Source organism: Streptomyces sp. NPDC052396, from assembly GCF_044593195.1.
GTDB lineage: Bacteria > Actinomycetota > Actinomycetes > Streptomycetales > Streptomycetaceae > Streptomyces.
This window is the reverse complement of sequence record NZ_JBIUAW010000003.1, coordinates 105,858-126,951: the sequence shown is the minus strand read 5'-3', so window position 1 is coordinate 126,951 and position 21,094 is coordinate 105,858. Positions and strand designations below refer to the sequence as shown.

The window sequence follows — 21,094 nt, the reverse complement described above, 5'->3', positions numbered from 1 at the left end:
CTACCTCCTGGCGTGCTTCTTGTGGACTGCCTGCCTGCTGACACCCAGTGCGGTCCCGATCTCCTCCCAGGACCAGCCCTGCCGCCGTGCGTTGCCGACCTGGAGCGCCTCCAGGCGCTCGACCAGCCGCCGTAGCGCGGCGACCGCGCGCAGTCCCACCCGGGGATCCGCGTGCATGGCGGCCTCGGTGGTGCCGACCGCTTCCTTCGCATCCGTTCCGGCCATGCTGTCAACTTAGGATGACAAGGGCTCCGGCGTCAACCATCATTGACAGGGTTGGGGCCGGGGTAGCTGTCGGATTCTCGCCAGCCGAGGGCACCACCAGGGGTGACCCTTGAGGCATGCACGCCGACTTCGACCGCTGTGTGAGAGCCGTACAGTCCAAGGACGCCCGCTTCGACGGCTGGTTCTTCACCGCCGTGCGCACCACCGGCATCTACTGCCGCCCCAGTTGCCCGGTGGTCCCGCCCAAGCCGCGCAATATGACCTTCTATCCGAGCGCGGCCGCCGCCCAGCAGGCCGGCTTCCGGGCCTGCAAGCGCTGCCGCCCGGACGCCAGCCCCGGCTCACCGCAGTGGAACGAGCGCGCCGACCTGGTGGCCCGGGCCATGCGGCTGATCGCCGATGGCGCGGTCGACCGGGAGGGCGTACCCGGACTGGCCGCCCGCCTCGGCTACAGCACCCGGCAGATAGAACGCCAGCTGCTGGCCGAGCTGGGCGCCGGACCGCTGGCCCTGGCCCGTGCCCAGCGGGCCCAGACCGCCCGGCTCCTGATCGAGACCAGCGCCCTGCCCATGGCGGACATCGCCTTCGCCGCGGGCTTCTCCTCCATCCGCACCTTCAATGAGACCGTCCGCGAGGTCTTCGCGCTCTCCCCGACCGAACTGCGCACCCGGGCCGGCAACGGCAGGCTCCCGGCCGCACCCGGCGCACTGACCCTCCGCCTGCCCTACCGCCGGCCGCTGTGCCCGGACAATCTCTTCGGGATGCTGGCCGCCACCGCCGTACCCGGCGTGGAGGAGTGGCGTGACGGCGCGTACCACCGCACCCTGCGCCTGTCCTACGGTCAGGGCACCGTCAGCCTGGCCCCCCGCCCCGGGCACATCGACTGCCGGCTCGCCCTGACCGACCAGCGCGACCTGACCGGTGCCATCAGCCGCTGCCGCCGCCTGCTGGACCTGGACGCCGACCCGGAGGCGGTGGACGCCCAGCTGCGCACCGACGCCCGCCTGGCACCGCTGGTGACCCGGGCGCCCGGACGCCGGGTGCCGCGCACCGTGGACGGCGGCGAGTTCGCCATCCGGGCCGTCCTCGGACAGCAGGTCTCCACCGCCGCCGCCCGCACCCTGGCCGCCCGCCTGGTCACCGCGCACGGCGAACCCCTGGAGCGGGCCGAAGGCGGCCTGACCCATCTGTTCCCCACCGCCGAGGCCCTGGCCGGGCTGGACCCCGCCGCCCTGGCCATGCCCGCCGCCCGGCGGGAGACCATACGGTCCCTGGTGACCGCCCTGGCCTCCGGCGAGCTGCGGCTGGGCGTCGACAGCGACTGGTCCGCGGCCCGCGCCCGGCTCGCCGGACTGCCCGGCATCGGCCCCTGGACCGCCGAGCTGATCGCCATGCGCGCGCTGGGCGACCCCGATGCCTTTCTCCCCACCGACCTGGGGGTGCGCCGGGCCGCCGCCCACCTCGGCCTGCCCGGCACCCCCGCCGCCCTGACCCGGCACGCGGCCGCCTGGCGGCCCTGGCGCGCCTATGCCGTTCAATACCTGTGGTCGGCTGACGGCCATGCCGCCGCCCGCATGCCCGGCAACTGAGCCCGAACACCGAGGAATCGCCATGCCCACCGTGCACACCGTCATCGACAGCCCCTACGGGACACTCACCCTGGTCGCCGAGGACGGCGCCCTGTGCGGCCTCTATATGACCGAGCAGCGGCACCGCCCGCAGCCGGAGCTCTTCGGTGACCGCACCGCCCCCTCCGGCTTCGCCGAGGTGATCCGCCAGCTGGAGGCCTACTTCGCCGGCGAGCTGAAGCGCTTCGACCTCCAACTCCGGCTGAAGGGAACACCGTTCCAGCAGAAGGTCTGGGCCGGCCTCCAGGAGATCCCCTACGGGACCACCCTGTCCTACGGCCAACTCGCCGACCACATCGGCGCACCCGGCGCCTCCCGCGCCGTCGGGCTCGCCAATGGCAAGAACCCCATTGGCATCATCGTCCCCTGCCACCGGGTCATCGGCGCCGACGGCAGCCTCACCGGCTATGGCGGAGGCCTGGACCGCAAGCGCCGGCTGCTGGCCTTCGAACGCGAGCTGTCCGGTCCGCCCACGCTGTTCTGAGGCGTGCCCGGCGGACCACCCGGCGGCCGGCGCTTTATGCCATCCCTGAGATGCTGGAACATCGAGCGCGGCATCGGCTGACCTCCGTGCCGCCCGTGACCGGCGAAACCACCCGCACCACGCCAATGGCATGATCGGACTCTTGACGAGCGCCCTCATCGCCCGCCCTCACGGAAACCAACACCTAACAAATCGGCCAGGCAATTGATACCTATAGCGCGACCCAGCAGCAGCAATAAGTCCGCCGCGTGGCGTCAGCCACGGGCGATCCTGTGGGCCATGGCGGGTGTGGCGACCCTCGGACTTCTCATCGCGCTGGAGATCACCGCGCGCCACTACGGCCTCCGGGGGCCGATCACCAGCCAGGTGCGGGAGGTGATATTCGCCCCCAAACCGGGACCGCTGTACGGCGGTATGGCGCTGATGATGGTGGTGCTCACCTGGCGGCAACGGTTTATCGCGGCCGGTGCGGCGATCGGCATCGACCTGGTCTTTGTGCTGGTGCGGTGGGCGATCGGCGCCAAGGTGCCCGACGACCAGTTCTTCGGCAACGGCGCGTTGTGGGTGATGCTGGGCTGTGCGGTCATCGCCCTCACCCGCCGTACCGGCCGGGAACGTGCCCTGCTGCTGAAGGGCGTCGGGCTGGGCCTGCTGCTGGTGGCCGGCCGCAAGACCGGCGACACCTGGCTGCAGATCACCTCGAAGACCCGCCATATGGTGCTCGACCCCTATGTGGCGACCGCCGATCACGCACTGGGCAACCCCTCGTGGCTGGCAGGCCGGATCCTCAAGGCCACCGGCCCGGTCGGCAACCACCTTCTCCATGTGGTCTACGCGCAGCTCGCGGTGGCCGCGGTCGCCGTCACGCTGTACCAGCTGCGGAACGTGGCGGTGGAGCGCCGCTTCCCGCGCCACCATCTGGTGCGCACCTTTCTGGTGATCGGCCTCCTGGGACCGGCCATCTACATGGTCTTCCCGGTGGTCGGACCGGTCTTCGCCTACGGCCCGGGCGCCTCCGGCACCGGCGGCGTGCACTGGGCGGTGACCAATGTATGGCCGGACATGCTGCCGCCGGTCACCACCCCGCACCCGGTGCCCTATGACGCGATCACCCCGCGCAACTGCATGCCCAGCCTGCACACGGCGTGGGCCACCGCGATCTTCATCCACTCCCGCAAGGGCCCTCGCGTGCTGCGATACGCGGGGACGTTCTGGCTGATCGCCACGCTCTGCGCCACGCTGGGGTTCGGCTACCACTACGGGGCGGATCTTGTCGCCGGTGTGGTGTTCGCGCTCACCATCGAGACGGCCCTGCGCTCGTTCGACCGTGGCTGGGACCGGGCGGGAATCCAGCTGGTCGCCTATGGCGCGGCGGTCTTCACCGCGCTCCTGGCGGCATACCGCTATCTGCCGATGGAAATGGCCGGGCACCCCTGGGTGTTCGGACCACTTCTCATTCTGGCAATGACCTCGGTCATCTACGGCTACCTCCAGACCACCAGGCTGTGGGAACCGAAGGCCGCACCGGTGCGGCAACCGGAACCGCAACCCGAACCGGTCTGATCCCACGCCATGGCGAGCCGGCGGGTCCGCGAGCCATGGACCCGCCGGGCCTGCCCTAGCCGCCGAAGCGCTCCAGCAGCGCGGGCAGCGCGGTGCCGATCGGCTCCCGGATCACCTCGTCGGCCCGCCCGTCATAGGGCGTGGGCTCGGCGTTGACGATGACCAGCCGGGCCCCGTGGTCGGCGGCCACCCCGGCGAGCGAGGCGGCGGGCTGGACGGTGAGGCTGGTGCCCACCGCGATGAACACCTCGCAGGCCTTGGCCACCGCCACCGCCTCGCCCAGCACCAGGGGATCCAGGCTTTCACCGAACATGACCGTCGCGGACTTCAGGATCCCGCCGCAGGACTCACAGGCCGGATCGGGATCCCCGGCCGCCACCCGGGCCAGCGCCTCGGCCATCCCCGAGCGCGCCCGGCAGCCCGTGCAGACCACCGCCCGTGCGGTGCCGTGCAGTTCCAGGACCTTGCGCCCGGGCAGCCCGGCCAGCTGGTGCAGCCCGTCCACATTCTGGGTGATCACCCGCACCGGGGTGCCGGACCGCTCCAGTCGCACCACCGCCTCATGCGCCGCGTTGGGCCGGGCGCGCAGCGTGGGCGCGTCCTGCCGCATCCGCCAGGACCGGCGCCGGATCTCCGGGTCCGCCATATAGAACCCGTAGGTGACCAGCTTCTCCGCCTCCGGGTCGCGTCGCCACAGGCCATGGGGCCCCCGGTAGTCCGGGATGCCGGAGTCCGTGGAGATCCCGGCGCCGCTGAGAATGGCGACCAGGGGCTTGCGGGCCGGGGCGGGCTGCTCGCTGCTCATGCGGGGAGGGTATGCGGCGCTCCGGGCACCCGGCGAGCGAATTCGGCGCGGCTGTGCGGCGCGGCCGTTCAGCGCGGGTTGGCCCGCAGCCAGTCCAGCACCTGCCCGGCGTGCTCGCCCGGCGGGAACACCGGATGGAAGACATGCTCCACCACGCCCCCGCGCACCACCAGGGTCAGCCGCCGGTAGAGCTCCGTCCCGCCCGCCTCGAAGGTGGGCAGCCCCAGCCGCCGGGCCAGCTCCAGCCCCGGGTCGGAGAGCATGGCGAAGGGCAGGTGCAGCCGCTCCGTCACCTCCCGCTGGTAGCCGGTGTCCTGCCCGGACAGCCCGAACACCCGGCCCGCCCCGGCCGCCAGCAGCTCCTGGTGGTGATCACGGAACCCGCAGGCCTGCGGGGTGCAGCCCCGGGCACCGGGGATGCTGTCCCAGCCCTCCGGCAGGTCGGCGTCCGGCCGCCCGGTCAGCGGGTAGAGGTAGAGCACCGTACGTCCCGGGCCCAGGGCGTCCAGCCGTATCCGCTCGCCCGAGGTGGCCATGAGCGTCAGCCCCGGCAGTACGGCGCCGGGCAGATGGGCGGCCGCCCCGTCGTCCTCGGGCACCGGAAGACCGGCCGGCGGCCGGGAGTGGTCGTGCATCGCTTCTCCTTGAGTGATGGTGCGGTGGGCGGCCCGGTGCAGCCGGGCCGTCACGGCCGCCCGGCGGGCGGTCAACTCCTCGATGCGCTCGGTCAGTTCATCGATCACCCGGCGATAGCCCGCCAGCGAGGCCGGGCAGTCGTCGGCGTTGTCCTGTCCGGTGGCCAGGCAGTCCAGGAACGGACGGGTGCGCTCCACCGGAATCCCCAGCCGGCTCAGCGCCCTGATCTCCCGGATCAGCCGCACCTCCCGCTCCGCGTAGTCGCGGTAGCCGTTGGCCAGCCGGCCGGGCGCGATCAGCCCCAGCGACTCGTAGTAGCGCACCGCCTTGACCGACACCCCCGCCGCCCGCGCGGCATCCCCGATCCGCATCCCGCTCACCTCCGCTGTGCCAGGTAGGGAGGCTAAAGCCTGCCCCCGGGGGCAAGGTCAAGCGCGGCCACCCGCACCCGGTCGGACGCGCGTCGCCGCACCCGGGACGGGCCCCTTGCTGCGACCCTCTCGAACATGACCGTAGGAAGATCGCGACGGCACTTCTGCCGGGCGGCGCTGGGCGCGGGCGCGGCGCTGGTGCCCCTGGCCGCGACCGGGGCCCCGGCCGCGACCCGGGCGACCGAGGCCGGGGCGACCGCCGCCCGGCCGGCCCGGGCCGCGAGCTGGCCCCAGGACCAGGCCCTGCCCACCCTGCCCGAGCCCTACCGGCTGGACGTCTGCGAAGTGGACGGCCTCTCGGTGGACGAACGGCTGCTGCTGAGCACCCTGCAAGGGGTCACTGCCCGGCGGCGCCCCTGCCTCTACCTCTCGGCGCCGTTCGAGGAGGGCCGCCACACCTGGCTCCGCGAACTGGAGGTGCCCTACGCCCCGGTGAACGGCCTGGCCACCCTGGTGCGCCGGTACCGGTCCGAGATCAGGGGAGCGATCGTCACCGACCCGGCGGTGCCGGCCACCCGCAATGTGGCCACCACCCTGGCCGGCCTGGAGAACGCGGTGGCCGCCACCGCGGGCCTGGCATCCCGGCTGGGGCTGCCGGTGGTCAAGGACCTGCGCGGCCGGTTCAAGGACGCCACCTCCGCCTACGCCTGGGCGGCCAGGGAGCTGTGGCCCCGCTGCACCCACCGGATGCTGGTAGCCGTCGACCCCCAGCGCAACGCCGAGAACCTGCGCGACTACGCGGTGGCCCACCGCGCCTTCGTCCTGTGGGCCGACCCCACCCGCGCCAAGGAGGCCGCCCTGCTGACCTCGCTGCTGCGCGGCATGCCGGACAACTCCCCGTTCCTGGGCTGGTTTCCCAACGACCGGGAGAACGCCGGCACCGAACTGGCCTCCCGGCACGGGGCGTATGTGGTGGCCGCCGACTACATCAACAACCTCACCGTGTTCGCCGGCGCCCAGCGCCGCTACGCCTCCCGGCAGCCCGCTGCCGCCCCGCCCCGGCTGCGCCGGCGGATCTATGTGACCTTCACCTTCACCGAGGGCGACAACCTCCAGTACAACCAGCACCGGCTGCGCAAGCTCTGGGACGACCCCGCCCGGGGACAGGTCCCGCTCAACTGGTCGGTCAGCCCGCTGGCCGCCGACGCCGCCTCACTGTTCCTCTCCTACTACCAGCGCACCGCCACCCGGCACGACCTCCTGGTCGCCGGTCCCTCCGGCCTGGGCTACGCCTACCCCGACGACTGGCCCGCCGGCAAGCTCTCCCACTTCACCCGGCAGACCGGCGCGTATATGCGCGACACCGGGCTGCCGGCGCTCTGTGCGCTCAACCGGGCGCACGGACGGGACATCAACCTCAGCGCCGGGACGCTGGCGGCCTATGCCCGCGATGTCCGCCCGGCGGGCATCTGGCAGCACTGGACCAGCCACTTCGGCACCGCCCTGTCCTCGGGGATGCCCGTCAGCACCGCCCGGCTGGTCGCCGATGTCCATGGCGCCCGCCAGGTGCTGGCCAAGGCCGCCCAGGGCTGGAAGGGGACCGCGCCGCTCTTCCTCACCATCGGGGTGCTGGCCTGGACCCTCACCCCCGGCGATGTCGCGGAGATCGCCCAGGGCCTGGACGAACGCTTCACCGTGGTGCGCGGCGACCAGTTCTTCGAGCTCATCCGTCAGGCCAGGTGAGCCTCGATCCACCGCACCCCGAACCGCACCAGGGCCGCGGCGTCGAAGAGATGACTCTCCGCGGCGCCCACCAGCCCGCGCACCCCGCCCCCGGCGGCCAGCAGCTCCCGCGCGATCACCGTGAACGGCCACTCTCCCGCCGGGACCACCCCGGAGTAGTCGAAGGCGCCCTCGTCCGTGTCGATGTCGTGAAAGCGCCGCCACACCCGGCGCCCGTCCTCCACCACCGGCAGCTCATAGTCGACGAACCGCTTGCCCGGCGCCTGGGCCAGCGCCTCCGCATGGTGCAGCACGGTGAGGGTGTCCAGCGGCGCCCCCAGCAGCAGCACCCGGCCGCCACGGGCCACCAGACGGGCCAGCGGGCTGCCGGGACCATGCGGGTCGTCCCAGGGATGCCCGGCCGTCAACTCCCCGGCCGCCGCCCCCAGCGCCGCGAAGCTCACATCCGGATGACGGCTGCGCACGGCCCCAGGCCAGCGGCGCAGGACCTCGGGCAGCCGGCCGTTGTGGTGGTCCGACTCGCTCAACAGCGGGTCATAGGCGGGCAGTTCGGCCCGTACCGCCGCCTGCCATGGCTCGGGCCACTCGGTGAAGTCATAGGGCAGGGCATCGTTCCAGCCGCAGTAGACCAGCAAGGTGCCCTGTTCTCCCACCACTTCGAGCAATGCCTCGATCACGGTACGGGCCCCGCCCGCCACATATCCCAGCGCGGACAGCCGGGTGTGGAACATCAGGGTGTCGCCCTCGGCCAGCCCAAGTGCCCTGAGATCGCCGACCAGTTGGCTCCGGGAGACCGGGCCGCCGGAGCGGCGCAGCAGTTCCGTCTCGTCCATGCCCGGCACGCAACCAGAACGGGCCGGCGCCCGCAACCGGGTTACCCCGGCCGGCTGGGTAGGGTCATCCGACCAGGGCCCGAGCGAAGGGATGGCTGATGGCGGTGGACCGGCGGGTACTGCTGGCTCCCGACAAGTTCAAGGGGTCGCTGACGGCGGTGGAGGTCGCCCGGCATCTGACGGCCGGGCTGCGCCGGGCGGCGCCCGGCGTGGCGGTGACCGCGCTGCCGGTCGCCGACGGCGGTGACGGCACCGTGGACGCGGCGGTGGCGGCCGGGTACGAACGCCGCCGGGCATGGGTGCGCGGACCGCTGGGAGAGCCGGTGACGGCGGCGTACGCGCTGCGCGGCGAGGTGGCGGTGGTGGAACTGGCCGAGGCCTCCGGGCTGCGGCGCGCCCGCCGTCCCGCGCCGCTGACGGCCAGCTCCTACGGGACCGGGGAACTGGTACGGGCGGCCCTGGACGCGGGGGCCCGGACCGTGATCCTGGGCGTCGGCGGCAGCGCCTCGACCGACGGCAGGGCCGGGATGCTGGCCGCGCTGGGCGCGCGCTTCCTGGCCGTGGACGGCCGGGAGACCGGGCCCGGCGGGGCCGGGCTGGCCGAGGTCGCCTCGGTCGACTGGTCGGGCCTGGACCCCCGGCTGCGGGCGACCTCGGTGGTGCTGGCCAGTGACGTCGACAATCCGCTGACCGGTCCGGAGGGCGCCGCCGCGGTCTACGGGCCGCAGAAGGGGGCCGGTGAGGCGGATGTCCGGCTGCTGGACGCGGCGCTGGCCCGGTACGCGCGGGTGCTGGGCGTCCACCCGGAGGTGCCGGGCGCGGGCGCCGCGGGCGGGGTCGGCTACGGCGCGCTGGTGGGCCTGGGAGCGCGGTTCCGGCCCGGGATCGAGGTGGTGCTGGAGGTCATCGGCTTCGCGGACGCGGTGCGGGGCGCTTCGCTGGTGGTCACGGGGGAGGGGTCGCTGGACGAGCAGACCCTGCGGGGCAAGGCGCCGGTGGGGGTTGCCGCCGCTGCCGCGCGGCTGGGGGTGCCCACGGTCGCCGTGTGCGGGCGGCTGTCGGTCGCGCCGCAGGCGCTGGGGCTGGCCGCCGCCTATGCGCTGACCTCGCTGGAGCCGGACGTGGCGCGGTGCATGACCGAAACCGGGCCGCTGCTGGAACGGCTCGCCGCACGGGTGGCGGCGGACTTCCTCGGCTGACCCCCGGTGGGCGGGGCGAGCCCGCCGCACCCGGAAATGCGGCCGCACCCGGAAACGCGAAGAGGCCCGGGCAAAAGCCCGGGCCCCTCGGCACGCAGCGTCACGACTGGGCAGCCGCCCGCGCCTCCCGGCGGTTGTCACGGAACGTGTTCACCCGCCGCGCCGTGGCGAACAGCGGAATCACCGCCCCCAGCACCAGCTGAAGCGCACAGCCCGTCTGCAGCAGCAGCTCGCCGCCCGGCGCGTCAAAAGCCCACGCACACAGCAGCCCCATGCTGAGCACGATCCAGCTGAGCATCGCCACCGCCAGCCGGCCCCGCGGCTTGGGGTACTCGACCCGGCTCACCATCAGCCAGGCCACACCCACGATGGCCAGCAGCGTCGGGATAAACGGCAGCTCCAGCAGCACCACCGACACCACGGTCAGCGCGCCAAAGGGACTGGGCATCCCCTGGAAGATGCCATCCCGCATCGGAACGCAGGAGAACCGCGCCAGCCGCAGCACCACCGACAACAGCAGCACCACGGCCGCCATCGCCGACACCTTCTGGTGTGCGCCCTCGGCGACCACGCCCCACACCACCACGAAGTAGGCGGGGGCCAGCCCGAAGCTGATCAGGTCCGAGAGGTTGTCCAGCTCGGCACCCATCGCCGAGCTGCGCAGCTTGCGGGCCACCAGACCGTCGAACAGGTCGAAGACCGAGGCGAGCAGCATCAGCATCACCGCCGTGGCGGCGCTGTTGCGGGCCATGCCCCCGTCGTCGTTGCCGGTCAGGTGCGGCATCAGCACACCGGTGGTGGTGAAGTACACCGCCATGAAGCCGCAGATGGCGTTACCCAGGGTGAGGGTGTCCGCTATCGACAGCCGAGTGGACAGCGGCATGTCATCCACATCGTCCTCGGGCTCCGCTTCCGGAACCCAGGCGGCCTGGGTATCTGGATCAATCACGGTCAAGGCGTGTCACTCCTGCCTTGGTGACCTGGCCGACCTCGACAGCGGGCTCGATGCCCTCCGGCAGGTAGACGTCGACCCGGGAACCGAAACGGATCAGACCGATCCGCTCGCCCTGCTCGACCTTGGTGCCCTGGGGGACATACGGCACGATGCGCCGGGCGACGGCGCCCGCGATCTGGATCATCTCCACGTCACCGATCTCGGTGTCGAAGTGCCAGACGACGCGCTCGTTGTTCTCGCTCTCCTTGTTGAACGCCGGAACGAAGCCGCCGGGGATGTGCTCCACCGAGGCCACCGTGCCGGCCAGCGGCGCACGGTTGACGTGGACGTTCAACGGGCTCATGAAGATCGCGACACGGGTGCGTCCGTCCTTCCACGGCATGATGCTCTGCACCACGCCGTCCGCCGGGGAGATCACCCTGCCCTGGGCGATCTCTCGGTCGGGGTCACGGAAGAACCACAGCATGCCCGCCGCGAGCGCGGTGGAGGGCACGGCCAGCGCCGCCCAGCGGCCGGAGCGGCGGCTGCGGGAGAGGCTGACCGCCGCCGTGGCGACGGTCGGGAGGAGCCACGGCGATGCTCCGCGCGCGAGGCGTACGCCGAGACGGCTATCGCGTGGTGCAGAGGTAGAGCTGTGGGGCATGGATGACCTTCGTAGCGGAGGGGGCCGCGTAACAATGTGGGGACGGCGGCTTTCCGGCGATGCTATCGGTTGCGAGCGACAACTGGCTAAGCGCCAGGGCCAGTAGGTGGCCGAACATTGATGACAGGGTGTGATCTAGTTCTCTCCCAAATCGCACCTTTCTGGACAATCACCCCTGGATCCGATACTCCTCGAGTAGTCGGCGCCCAATGATCATTTTCTGGATCTCCGCCGTGCCCTCACCGATGAGCAGCATCGGAGCCTCCCGGTAGAGGCGTTCGATCTCATACTCCTTGGAGAAGCCATAGCCGCCGTGGATGCGGAAGGCGTCCTCCACGACCTCCTTGCAGTACTCCGAGGCGAGGTACTTGGCCATGCCGGCCTCGAGGTCGTTGCGCTGGCCCGAGTCCTTCTTACGGGCAGCATTGACCATCATCGCATGGGCCGCCTCGACCTTTGTCCCCATTTCAGCAAGCTTGAACTGAATCGCCTGGTGCTGGGCGATGGGTTTGCCAAAGGTCCGCCGCTGCTGGGCGTAGGCGACACCCAGCTCAAAGGCACGCTGTGCGACGCCGCAGCCACGTGCCGCGACATTGACGCGGCCGACCTCCACGCCGTCCATCATCTGGTAAAAACCGCGGCCGGTGGTCCCGCCGAGCACCCGGTCGGCCGGAATGCGCAGGCCATCCATGATCAACTCGGTGGTGTCCACACCCTTGTAGCCCATTTTGTCGATTTTGCCGGGAATGGTGAGACCCGGCCGGACCTCGCCGAAGCCCGGCTCCTTCTCGATCAGGAAGGTGGTCATCGACTTGTGCGGAGCGGTCCCCTCGGGATGGCCCTCGTCGGTGCGGCACAACACCGCCACCAAAGTGGACGAACCGCCATTGGTGAGCCACATCTTCTGGCCGGTCAGCAGGTAATCCTCGCCGTCCCGCACGCCCTTGGATGTGATGGCCGACACATCGGAGCCAAGTCCCGGCTCCGACATGGAAAACGCCCCGCGCACCTCGCCCAGCGCCATACGCGGCAGGAAGTGGTCCTTCTGCTCCTGGGTGCCGTGCTGCTTGAGCATATAGGCGACGATGAAATGCGTGTTGATGATGCCGGAGACGCTCATCCAGCCCCGGGCGATCTCCTCCACGCACAGCGCGTAGGTGAGCAGTGACTCGCCGAGCCCGCCGTACTCCTCCGGAATCATCAGTCCGAAGAGGCCGAGTTCCTTGAGGCCCTCGACTATCTTTGTGGGGTATTCGTCCCGGTGTTCCAGCTCGGTGGCGACCGGGATGATCTCCTTGTCGACGAAGTCCCGGACGGTGGCGAGGATTTCCCGCTGGACGTCGGTGAGCCCGTCGGTCTGTGCGAGGCGGCCCATGGAATCACTTCTCCCGGCTGATCGGTGCGGGGCGGCCCGGCTGGTCCCCACCGCGCTTGTCGATGTACTCGGCGGTGGGCACCATCACCTTGCGCCGGAAGACGCAGACCACGGTGCCGTCCTGCTTGTAACCACGGGTCTCCACATGGACGATGCCCCGGTCGCTCTTCGACTTCGACGGCGTCTTGTCCAGCACCGTGGTCTCGCCGTAGATGGTGTCGCCATGGAAGGTGGGCGCGATGTGCTTGAGCGACTCCACCTCCAGATTGGCGATGGCCTTTCCGGAGACATCCGCCACGGACATGCCCAGCAGCAGTGAGTAGATGTAGTTGCCGACCACCACGTTCTTTCCGAAATCGGTGGTCCGCTCGGCGTAGTTGCTGTCCATGTGCAGCGGGTGGTGGTTCATGGTGAGCAGACAGAAGAGGTGGTCGTCGTATTCGGTGACCGTTTTTCCGGGCCAGTGCTTGTAGACGTCCCCGACGGTGAATTCCTCATAGGTGCGGCCGAATTGCATGGTGCTTACGCCTCCGGAGCCTCGAACTTCGACGTCCGCGTCATGCCCGCGGCCCGCCCCTTGCCCGCGATCACCAGCGCCATCTTCCGGCTGGCCTCGTCGATCATCTCGTCGCCCAGCATGGCCGAGCCCTTCTTGCCGCCCGCCTCGGAGGTGCAGTACTCATAGGCGTCCAGGATCAGCTCGGCGTGGTCGTAGTCCTCCTGCGAGGGGGAGAAGACCTCGTTGGCCGCTTCCACCTGGCCGGGGTGCAGCACCCACTTGCCGTCGAAGCCCAGCGCCGCGGCCCGGCCGGCCACCTCGCGGTAGCCGTCCACATTGCGGATCTGCAGGTAAGGGCCGTCGATCGCCTGGAGGTCATGGGCGCGGGCGGCCATCAGGATGCGCATCAGGATGTAGTGGTAGGCGTCCGCCGGGTACCCGGGCGGCTGCTCGCCGACCACCAGGGACTTCATATTGATCGAGGCCATGAAGTCGGCCGGGCCGAAGATGATGGTCTCCAGGCGCGGTGAGGCGGCGGCGATCTCGTCGACGTTCACCAGGCCCTTGGCGTTCTCGATCTGCGCCTCGATGCCGATCCGGCCGACCTCGAAGCCCATGGTCTTCTCGATCTGGGTGAGCAGCAGGTCCAGCGCCACCACCTGCTGGGCGTCCTGCACCTTGGGCAGCATGATGCAGTCCAGGTTGGGGCCGGCGCCCTCGACCACGGTGATCACGTCCCGGTAGGTCCAGTGCGTGGTCCAGTCGTTGACGCGCACCACCCTGGTCTTGCCCGACCAGTCACCGTTGTTGAGCGCGTCCACCACCGTGTGCCGGGCGCCTTCCTTGGCCAGCGGCGCGCAGGCGTCCTCCAGGTCCAGGAAGACCTGGTCGGCCGGCAGGCCCTGGGCCTTCTCCAGGAAGCGCGGGTTGCTGCCGGGGACGGCGAGGCAGGAGCGGCGGGGACGAAGACGGTTGACAGGCCCGGTCATGCGGAGACCTCCATGGGGTCGAGCTCGTTCGCTTTGCGGATCTCATCGACGATACGGCCGATGATCTCGGTTATGTCGAAGTCCTTGGGGGTGAAGACGGCCGCGACTCCGGCGGCCAGCAGGGCGTCGGCGTCGGCGGACGGGATGATGCCACCCGCGATCACCGGCACCTCGGCCGCCCCGGCGGCACGCAGCCGGGTCAGCACGTCCGGTACCAGTTCGGCATGGGAGCCGGAGAGGATGGACAGCCCCACACAGTGCACGTCCTCGGCGACGGCCGCCGAGACGATCTGTTCGGGGGTGAGCCGGATGCCCTGGTAGACCACCTCGAAGCCGGCGTCCCTGGCCCGTACCGCGATCTGTTCGGCGCCGTTGGAATGGCCGTCCAGGCCCGGCTTGCCCACCAGCAGGCGCAGCTTGCCGGTGCCCAGTTCGTCGGCGGTGGCGGCCACCTTGCGGCGCACCGCGGCCAGCGGGGTGCCGGCCTCGGCGGTGACGGCCAGCGGGGCGCCGCTGACCCCGGTCGGGGCGCGGAACTCGCCGAAGACATCGCGCAGGGCCCAGGACCACTCGCCGGTGGTCACCCCGGCGCGGACGCACTCCAGGGTGGCCGGCATCAGGTTCTCGCTGCCGGCCGCGGTCTTCTTGAGCACCGACAGCGCCTCCTGGGCGCGGTGTTCGTCCCGGTTGTCGCGCCAGCGGTGCAGGGCGGCCACCACCCGTGCCTCATTGGCCGGGTCCACCGTCATGATGGCGGTGTCCAGGTCGGCGGTGAGCGGGTTGGGCTCGGTGGTATCGAAGCAGTTGACCCCGACGATCTTCTCCTCGCCGGACTCGATCCGCCCGCGCCGCTCGGCGTGCGAGGACACCAACTGCGCCTTGAGGTAGCCGGATTCCACGGCCGCCATGGCGCCGCCCATCTCCTGGATCCGGTCGATCTCGGCGAGGGCCTCGGTGACCAGGCTGTCCACCTTGGCCTCGATCACCGTGGAGCCGGCGAAGATGTCCTCGTACTCCAGCAGGTCGCTCTCATGCGCCAGCACCTGCTGGATGCGCAGCGACCACTGCTGGTCCCAGGGGCGGGGCAGGCCCAGCGCCTCGTTCCAGGCGGGCAGCTGGACGGCCCGGGCGCGGGCGTCTTTCGAGAGGGTGACCGCCAGCATCTCCAGCACGATGCGCTGGACGTTGTTCTCCGGCTGGGCCTCGGTCAGCCCCAGGGAGTTGACCTGGACGCCATAGCGGAAGCGGCGGTGCTTGGGGTTGTCGATGCCATAGCGCTCGCGGGTGATCCGGTCCCAGATGCGGCCGAAGGCCCGCATCTTGCACATCTCCTCGATGAACCGGACGCCCGCGTTGACGAAGAAGGAGATCCGGGCGACCACATCGCCCTTGCGCTCCTCGGGTACCTGGCCGGAGGCGAACACCGCGTCCAGCACGGCGATCGCGGTGGACATCGCATAGGCGATCTCCTGCACCGGGGTGGCCCCGGCCTCCTGCAGGTGGTAGCTGCAGATGTTGATCGGGTTCCATTTGGGGATGTTGTTCACCGTGTAGGTGATCATGTCGGTGGTGAGCCGCAGCGAGGGCCCCGGCGGGAAGACATGGGTCCCGCGCGAGAGGTACTCCTTGACGATGTCGTTCTGGGTGGTGCCCTGCAACTGGGCGATATCGGCGCCCTGTTCCTCGGCGACCACCTGGTACATGGCCAGCAGCCACATGGCGGTGGCGTTGATGGTCATGGAGGTGTTCATCTGCTCCAGCGGGATGTCCTGGAACAGCCGCCGCATGTCGCCGAGTTGGGAGACCGGGACCCCGACCCGGCCGACCTCGCCGCGGGCGAGGATGTGGTCGGGGTCGTAACCGGTCTGCGTCGGCAGGTCGAACGCGACCGAGAGGCCGGTCTGGCCCTTGGCCAGGTTGCGCCGGTAGAGCTCGTTGGACGCCTCGGCGGTGGAGTGGCCGGCGTACGTCCGCATCAGCCAGGGGCGATCCCTCTGACGTTCCGTCATCACACATTCCTGAAGCGGTTGATGGCGTCGATGTGCTGTGCCCGCATCTCCTCGTCGCGCACCCCCATGCCCTCCTCGGGCGCCAGCGCCAGCACGCCGACCTTGCCCTGGTGGAGGTTGCGGTGCACGTCGTAGGCGGCCTGCCCGGTGTCCGCCAGGCGGTAGGTCTTGGACAGCGTGGGGTGGATCTTCCCCTTGGCGATCAGCCGGTTGGCCTCCCAGGCCTCGCGGTAGTTGGCGAAGTGGGAGCCGACGATGCGCTTCAGCGACATCCACAGATAGCGGTTGTCGTACTCGTGCTTGTAGCCGGAGGTCGAGGCACAGGTGACGATGGTGCCGCCCTTCCTGGTCACAAACACACTGGCGCCGAAGGTCTCCCGGCCCGGGTGCTCGAAGACGATGTCCACGTCCTCGCCGCCGGTGAGTTCACGGATGCGCTTGCCCAGGCGCTTCCACTCCCTGGGGTCCTGGGTCTGCTCGTCCTTCCAGAACTTATAGCCCTCGGCGTTGCGGTCGATGATCGCCTCGGCGCCCATGGCGCGGCAGATGCCGGCCTTCTGGTCGCTGGAGACCACACAGATCGGGTTGGCGCCGCCGGCCAGCGCGAACTGGGTGGCGTAGGAGCCCAGTCCGCCGCTGGCGCCCCAGATCAGCACATTGTCGCCCTGCTTCATCCCGGCGCCGTTGCGGGAGACCAGTTGCCGGTAGGCGGTGGAGTTCACCAGGCCCGGGGCGGCCGCCTCCTCCCAGCTGAGATGGCGCGGCTTGGGCATCAGCTGGTTGGACTTCACCAGCGCGATCTCGGCCAGGCCGCCGAAGTTGGTCTCAAAGCCCCAGATGCGCTGCTCGGGGTCGAGCATGGTGTCGTTGTGCCCGTCCGCCGACTCCAGTTCCACCGACAGGCAGTGCGCCACCACCTCGTCGCCCGGCTTCCAGGCGTTGACCCCCGCTCCGGTGCGCAGCACCACGCCCGCCAGGTCGGATCCGATGACGTGGTACGGCAGGTCATGGCGCTTGGTCAGCGGGGAGAGCCTGCCATAGCGCTCCAGGAAGCCGAAGGTGGACACCGGTTCGAAGATCGAGGTCCACACCGAGTTGTAGTTCACCGAGCTGGCCATCACCGCCACCAGTGCCTCGCCGGGCCCGAGTTCGGGCAGCGGGACCTCCTCGACATGCAGTGACTTGCGCGGGTCCTTCTCCCGGCTGGTCAGTCCGGCGAACATCTCGGCCTCGTCCTTGTGGACGGTCACCGCCCGGTAGGACTCGGGGAGTTGGAGCGCCGCGAAGTCCTCGCTGGTGCTCTCGGGAGCGAGGATCGCGTCGAGTATCTGGTTCATGGTGTGCCTCCGGCGAAGCGCGCCTGGGAACGGGCTTGGGGGAACGTCGGGGGTGGTGCTGCTGTCGGTGCTGCGATCCGTCGGTTCGGGCCTTGCGATGCGCGGGGTGAGCGCGTGCGGTGCCTGGTGACGCAGGCGGTCCGGGCGCACAAAGTGCTTGTGGGGACAGCCGACGCGCGACTGCTGTCGTCAGCGCGCCGGCCGCCCGGACGCGACCAAGGTATGGCACGGCGTGCCAGCCGACAAGACACTGCGTGCCATGAAATTGAGACATCTGTCACCGGGGGTTCACAGATGAGCGAAGCCGGTGGGGTAAGGGAGTTCAGTCCCGCAAGGGCGGCAGGCGGCGCGACACATACGACTGCACGGACAGCACGCCGTCGGCCATAAACCCGAAGTAGGCCAGCTCGGACACCAGGGTCGGCGGCACCGGACGCTGTCCGTCCAGCAGCCAGGCCGCCCAGGCGAAGGCCGGCAGCACCTGGAGCGGCAGCGTCGCGTTCAGCTGCCAGAGCGGCCGCCGGGAGCCGCCGGACCAGGTGTAGTACTGGGTCCACACCTTGCCCAGGCCCAGAACGGACAGGGCACCCCACAGCACGGCCGACCCGGAGACCGGCACCAGACCGGGCGCCACCGTGGTGGCCAGCAGCCCGGTGAGACAGCACAACAGCAGCGCCCATGGCCACAGGAAGTACCGGCTGACGGTGATCGCGTCCAGCCGGGGAGGCGACGGACTGGGCGGCTCCGGCACCGGCGGACCGGCGGACTCGACGGCCGGCTCCTCGGCCGCGGCGCGCAGGGCCGCGGCCCGCCGGTGATCCCCCTGCGCCTCATGCCAGTCGGCCAGCAGCCCGGTGAACTCCCGCTCCCTGGCGGGAAGCCGGTAGGCCCGGCAGATGCCCAGGCCCTCCGTCAGCCGGGCGTGGGCCCGCTCCATGTCGCCCCCGGCCAGCTCCAGCCGGTGGGTCCGCGCCAGCCGGTCGAGCAGCGGCCGCAGATCTCCGGCGGCCCTGCTGTGGGCCAGCGACCGTCTCAGGTGGTCCAGGGCCGGTCCGCGTTTGCCCTGGGCCAGGCAGAGTTCGGCCCAGGTGGCCCGGGTGAGCCCCCGGGCGGCCCGGTCGGAGCAGTCCTTGCCCAGCTTCCGGGCCGCCTCCAGCTGCTCCTTGGCCCGCGCGAAGGCACCCTCGGCGAGATGGTCCAGGGCCAGCTGGTTGAGGTCCTTGATCCGGCCGGCCAGATCCCCTTCGGCCCGGGCCTCCATGGCCTGTTGGCGGCACCAGCGGGCGTCGCCCGGCTGACCGTCTTCCCGGAGCCAGTCGCCGAGCCAGTGGGCCAGCTCCGGCACCTCGTACAGGGCGCCGATCTGGTCGCAGATCAAAAAGGCCGACTCGAAGCAGCGCTTCTCGGTGTCCGCCATGCCCAACTGGCCGTATTGCCCGGCCATTTCCAGAAACAGCAGGGCCTCGATCCGCCGGTTGCCCTGCCGCTGGGCCACTGTCACCAGCCGGTTCAGCACGGCCAGCGCCTCGGCCGGATGGGCCCGCAGCGCCAGATGACGGGCGAGCGGCACCCCCAGCCCGGCCACCCTGCGGTGCGCCCCGGCCGTGAAGTCCCGCTCCAGCGCCGCCAGCAGCGCGTCCCGCTCCCGGTCCAGCCAGCCGCGGTCCTCCTGGCCCGCGCGCTGGATCCACCGCTCCACCAGCTGTTTCCAGGCCGCCTCACGCTTCTTGCGCGGCTCCTCGGCCGCCAGCCGCTCCTGTGCGTACAGCCGCCACAGATCGTGGAAGCGCACCCGGCCCTGGTCGTCCGCCCGCTCCAGCAGATGGGCGTTGACCAGCCGGCGCAGTGCCCGCCGGGTCTCCGGCACCTCGGCCCCGGCGAGGGCCGCCGCCGCCTCCGGGGCTATCTCGCGACCGGGGTGCAGGCCCAGCAGCCGCAGCAGCCGGGCGTCGGCGGCGGGCAGGGCACGGTACGAGGCCGCGAACGCCGCCCGCACACTGTGCTGTTCATCCACCTCCAGCTCGGCCAGCCGCTCGCTCTCCGCCCGCAGCGCCGCCAGCAGCGGCCCCACCGTGCCGTCCTCCGTCACACGGGCGGCCGCGACCCACAGGGACAGGGCCAGATGCCCGCAGAGCGCGGCCAGTTCGTCCAGCTCGGCCGTACCGGCACGCACCCGGGCCCCCGACAGCAGGGCGTTGAGCACGGCCCGGGAGTCCTCGGCGGAGAAGGTGCCCAGCGGCAGCGCGTCCAGGGTGTCGACGGCCAGCCGGGCCCGGGAGGTGACCAGCACCCCGTGCGGCGCCTCCGGCAGCAGGGCGGCGAACTGCTCGGCCGACGCGGCATCGTCCAGCACCATCAGCACCGCCCCATGGCCCTGCGCCCGCTCGCGCAGCCGGGTGCGCAGCATGGCCTCCAAGTGCCCGCGGTCCCGGGGCAGATGCCGGCCCCGCACGCCCAGCCGCCGCAGAAAGGTGTCGGCCAACCGGGCCGGCTCCAGGGGTGGTTGACCGCTGTACCCGCCCAGGTCCGCGTACAGCACCCCGCCCGGGAACCAGCCCCGCTCCACCGCCCGGTGCGCCGCCTCCAGCACCAGGGCGGTCTTGCCGCACCCCGGCGGCCCGCTGATCGCCATCCCTCCGCCGCCGTGGAGGCCCGCCAGCACCCGCTTCAGCTCGGTCTCGCGCCGGGCCAGCAGCGGCGGCCTGAGCGGCAGCCCGTCGAGCGCGCGGGGAGGCGGGTCCTCCAGGCTGAGAAAGGTGAACTTCTCCCCCTGGAAGACCTGATCGGCCCGGCCACCGGAGAAATGGTTGTTCACGGTCATATGCGTCCCCCGTGGTGGTGTGTCTCACGTGGGTAGCACGGGGGGAGCGGTGGCGGCGGACGAATGGCCGGACCGGTGCGATACCGGTGAACAACGGCCCGTCAGCCCCGCAGCACCTTCTCGATCGCCTTCATCACCTCACCCAGCGGTGCGTCCGTGCGCGCCACCGTCACCAGCACCTCACCCCCCTCGGTCCGCACGGGCATCGTCTCCACCTCGCGTCCCGCGCCGATCCCCTTGCCGAAGGTCTCGCGGACGATCGCGAACGCATGGTCCAACTGGGCCTCCAGATCGCCCTTGCCGCCGCCGCGCAGCCAGCGCCGCAGCACATGGTTGTGCGCGGTGACGACCGCCGAGGCGGCGACCTCGGCCAGCAGGGGGTCGTCGTCGTGGTGGACGCCCTCCTCGAAGTGCCCCAGCAGATAACGGGTGAACAGCCGCTCATAGCGGGCCACCGAGGCGATCTCCCGCTCGCGCAGCGCCGGGACCTCCCGGGTCAGCCGGTAGCGCTCCACCGAGACCGAGGGCGCGGCGGCGTACATCCGCATCACCTCCTTGATGCCCCGGCACACCGTGTCCAGCGGGTTCTCGCCGGCGGGCGCGGCCTGGAGCACTCCGGACGCCCGCACCAGGGTGTCGTCGTGGTCCGGGAAGATCGCCTCTTCCTTGGAGCGGAAGTGGCGGAAGAAGGTGCGGCGGGCGACGCCGGCGGTGGCGGCGATCTCGTCCACCGTGGTCGCCTCGTAGCCCTTGGTCGCGAACAACTCCATGGCGGCGGCGGCCAGTTTGCGGCGCATGGCCAGCCGCTGGGCGGCGGCGCGCCGTGAGCCGGCGCTCTCGGCGGCGGGTTCACCGGCGCCGCGGGCGGCGGCTCCACGGGGCGGACGGGCGGGCTTGACGGGCTGGGACATGTGGGGAACGTAACACGCTCCCATGGGGACGTGCCGGGGCGGACCGGTGGAGGGCTCCAGCAGCCCGC

The 21,094-nt window shown here is 71.1% G+C and carries 18 protein-coding genes; 5 read left to right on the top strand and 13 right to left on the bottom strand.

All coding sequences use genetic code 11. The features are described 5' to 3' along the window. Window positions 1-225 carry a hypothetical protein gene (locus ACIHFE_RS08900; protein WP_400105145.1) on the bottom strand — a complete coding sequence of 75 codons (225 nt, stop codon included), beginning with the start codon at window positions 223-225 and terminating at the stop codon, window positions 1-3. 116 nt (window positions 226-341) lie between these two features. On the opposite strand from ACIHFE_RS08900, the gene ACIHFE_RS08895 reads away from it, so the two are divergent. The 3 genes from ACIHFE_RS08895 to ACIHFE_RS08885 all read left to right on the top strand — a co-directional run bounded on the left by ACIHFE_RS08895 (window position 342) and on the right by ACIHFE_RS08885 (window position 3,900). Next, on the top strand, window positions 342-1,814 hold the full coding sequence (locus ACIHFE_RS08895; protein WP_400105144.1) for an AlkA N-terminal domain-containing protein: 1,473 nt from the start codon (window positions 342-344) through the stop codon (window positions 1,812-1,814). Window positions 1,815-1,836: 22 nt separating this feature from the next. Beyond that, a complete protein-coding gene (locus ACIHFE_RS08890) occupies window positions 1,837-2,337 on the top strand; it encodes a methylated-DNA--[protein]-cysteine S-methyltransferase (RefSeq protein ID WP_400105143.1) in 501 nt (166 codons plus the stop codon). 279 nt (window positions 2,338-2,616) lie between these two features. Then, a complete protein-coding gene (locus tag ACIHFE_RS08885) occupies window positions 2,617-3,900 on the top strand; it encodes a phosphatase PAP2 family protein (protein ID WP_400105142.1) in 1,284 nt (427 codons plus the stop codon). A gap of 55 nt (window positions 3,901-3,955) precedes the next feature. On the opposite strand, the gene ACIHFE_RS08880 is transcribed toward ACIHFE_RS08885, so the two are convergent. After that, a complete protein-coding gene (locus tag ACIHFE_RS08880) occupies window positions 3,956-4,705 on the bottom strand; it encodes an SIR2 family NAD-dependent protein deacylase (protein WP_400105141.1) in 750 nt (249 codons plus the stop codon). A 68-nt stretch (window positions 4,706-4,773) separates the two neighbouring features. Continuing rightward, the gene (locus ACIHFE_RS08875) at window positions 4,774-5,712 is read right to left on the bottom strand and encodes a MerR family DNA-binding transcriptional regulator (protein ID WP_400105140.1); all 939 of its coding nucleotides are present in this window, start codon (window positions 5,710-5,712) and stop codon (window positions 4,774-4,776) included. Between the two features lie 135 nt (window positions 5,713-5,847). On the opposite strand from ACIHFE_RS08875, the gene ACIHFE_RS08870 reads away from it, so the two are divergent. After that, complete coding sequence (locus tag ACIHFE_RS08870) at window positions 5,848-7,455, top strand: GxGYxYP domain-containing protein (protein WP_400105139.1); 1,608 nt, start codon at window positions 5,848-5,850, stop codon at window positions 7,453-7,455. Here ACIHFE_RS08870 and aac(3) read toward each other — a convergent pair. Continuing rightward, a complete protein-coding gene (gene aac(3) / locus ACIHFE_RS08865) occupies window positions 7,443-8,288 on the bottom strand; it encodes an aminoglycoside 3-N-acetyltransferase (RefSeq protein WP_400105138.1) in 846 nt (281 codons plus the stop codon). The two genes, ACIHFE_RS08870 and aac(3), sit on opposite strands and share 13 nt — an antisense overlap. A gap of 98 nt (window positions 8,289-8,386) precedes the next feature. Between aac(3) and ACIHFE_RS08860 the strand changes: the two genes are divergently transcribed. After that, window positions 8,387-9,487: a glycerate kinase gene (locus ACIHFE_RS08860; protein ID WP_400105137.1), complete on the top strand. Its 1,101-nt coding sequence runs from the start codon at window positions 8,387-8,389 to the stop codon at window positions 9,485-9,487. A gap of 100 nt (window positions 9,488-9,587) precedes the next feature. On the opposite strand, the gene pssA is transcribed toward ACIHFE_RS08860, so the two are convergent. The 9 genes from pssA to ACIHFE_RS08815 form a co-directional block, all read right to left on the bottom strand. Beyond that, on the bottom strand, window positions 9,588-10,442 hold the full coding sequence (gene pssA, locus ACIHFE_RS08855; protein WP_400105136.1) for a CDP-diacylglycerol--serine O-phosphatidyltransferase: 855 nt from the start codon (window positions 10,440-10,442) through the stop codon (window positions 9,588-9,590). Beyond that, the gene (locus tag ACIHFE_RS08850; RefSeq protein WP_400105135.1) at window positions 10,429-11,085 is read right to left on the bottom strand and encodes a phosphatidylserine decarboxylase; all 657 of its coding nucleotides are present in this window, start codon (window positions 11,083-11,085) and stop codon (window positions 10,429-10,431) included. The genes pssA and ACIHFE_RS08850 overlap by 14 nt, the downstream gene beginning before the upstream one ends. A gap of 169 nt (window positions 11,086-11,254) precedes the next feature. After that, window positions 11,255-12,460 (bottom strand): acyl-CoA dehydrogenase family protein, encoded by a 1,206-nt coding sequence (locus tag ACIHFE_RS08845; protein ID WP_400105134.1) that lies wholly within the window; start codon window positions 12,458-12,460, stop codon window positions 11,255-11,257. A 4-nt stretch (window positions 12,461-12,464) separates the two neighbouring features. Further along, complete coding sequence (locus ACIHFE_RS08840) at window positions 12,465-12,977, bottom strand: MaoC family dehydratase (protein ID WP_400105133.1); 513 nt, start codon at window positions 12,975-12,977, stop codon at window positions 12,465-12,467. A gap of 5 nt (window positions 12,978-12,982) precedes the next feature. Then, entirely contained in the window at window positions 12,983-13,948 is a 966-nt protein-coding gene (locus tag ACIHFE_RS08835; protein WP_400105132.1) for an HpcH/HpaI aldolase/citrate lyase family protein, read from the bottom strand. Next, window positions 13,945-15,957, bottom strand: coding sequence for a protein meaA (locus ACIHFE_RS08830; RefSeq protein WP_400105131.1), 2,013 nt, complete (start codon window positions 15,955-15,957; stop codon window positions 13,945-13,947). Before ACIHFE_RS08830 ends, ACIHFE_RS08835 begins: the two co-directional genes overlap by 4 nt. Then, the gene (ccrA, locus tag ACIHFE_RS08825; protein WP_400105130.1) at window positions 15,957-17,294 is read right to left on the bottom strand and encodes a crotonyl-CoA carboxylase/reductase; all 1,338 of its coding nucleotides are present in this window, start codon (window positions 17,292-17,294) and stop codon (window positions 15,957-15,959) included. The genes ACIHFE_RS08830 and ccrA overlap by 1 nt, the downstream gene beginning before the upstream one ends. 322 nt (window positions 17,295-17,616) lie before the next feature. Beyond that, window positions 17,617-20,115 (bottom strand): AAA family ATPase, encoded by a 2,499-nt coding sequence (locus ACIHFE_RS08820; RefSeq protein ID WP_400105129.1) that lies wholly within the window; start codon window positions 20,113-20,115, stop codon window positions 17,617-17,619. A 101-nt stretch (window positions 20,116-20,216) separates the two neighbouring features. After that, a complete protein-coding gene (locus ACIHFE_RS08815; RefSeq protein WP_400105128.1) occupies window positions 20,217-21,026 on the bottom strand; it encodes a TetR family transcriptional regulator in 810 nt (269 codons plus the stop codon). Window positions 21,027-21,094: the final 68 nt, after the last annotated feature.

Coding starts and splice junctions, on each gene's coding strand:
- ACIHFE_RS08815 (WP_400105128.1), bottom strand. CDS start 21,026: ATGTCCCAGCCCGTCAAGCCCGCCCGTCCGCCCCGTGGAGCCGCCGCC.
- ACIHFE_RS08840 (WP_400105133.1), bottom strand. CDS start 12,977: ATGCAATTCGGCCGCACCTATGAGGAATTCACCGTCGGGGACGTCTAC.
- ACIHFE_RS08875 (WP_400105140.1), bottom strand. CDS start 5,712: ATGCGGATCGGGGATGCCGCGCGGGCGGCGGGGGTGTCGGTCAAGGCG.
- ACIHFE_RS08835 (WP_400105132.1), bottom strand. CDS start 13,948: ATGACCGGGCCTGTCAACCGTCTTCGTCCCCGCCGCTCCTGCCTCGCC.
- ccrA (WP_400105130.1), bottom strand. CDS start 17,294: ATGAACCAGATACTCGACGCGATCCTCGCTCCCGAGAGCACCAGCGAG.
- ACIHFE_RS08845 (WP_400105134.1), bottom strand. CDS start 12,460: ATGGGCCGCCTCGCACAGACCGACGGGCTCACCGACGTCCAGCGGGAA.
- ACIHFE_RS08880 (WP_400105141.1), bottom strand. CDS start 4,705: ATGAGCAGCGAGCAGCCCGCCCCGGCCCGCAAGCCCCTGGTCGCCATT.
- ACIHFE_RS08850 (WP_400105135.1), bottom strand. CDS start 11,085: ATGCCCCACAGCTCTACCTCTGCACCACGCGATAGCCGTCTCGGCGTA.
- ACIHFE_RS08860 (WP_400105137.1), top strand. CDS start 8,387: ATGGCGGTGGACCGGCGGGTACTGCTGGCTCCCGACAAGTTCAAGGGG.
- ACIHFE_RS08890 (WP_400105143.1), top strand. CDS start 1,837: ATGCCCACCGTGCACACCGTCATCGACAGCCCCTACGGGACACTCACC.
- ACIHFE_RS08895 (WP_400105144.1), top strand. CDS start 342: ATGCACGCCGACTTCGACCGCTGTGTGAGAGCCGTACAGTCCAAGGAC.
- ACIHFE_RS08900 (WP_400105145.1), bottom strand. CDS start 225: ATGGCCGGAACGGATGCGAAGGAAGCGGTCGGCACCACCGAGGCCGCC.
- ACIHFE_RS08885 (WP_400105142.1), top strand. CDS start 2,617: ATGGCGGGTGTGGCGACCCTCGGACTTCTCATCGCGCTGGAGATCACC.
- ACIHFE_RS08820 (WP_400105129.1), bottom strand. CDS start 20,115: ATGACCGTGAACAACCATTTCTCCGGTGGCCGGGCCGATCAGGTCTTC.
- ACIHFE_RS08830 (WP_400105131.1), bottom strand. CDS start 15,957: ATGACGGAACGTCAGAGGGATCGCCCCTGGCTGATGCGGACGTACGCC.
- ACIHFE_RS08870 (WP_400105139.1), top strand. CDS start 5,848: ATGACCGTAGGAAGATCGCGACGGCACTTCTGCCGGGCGGCGCTGGGC.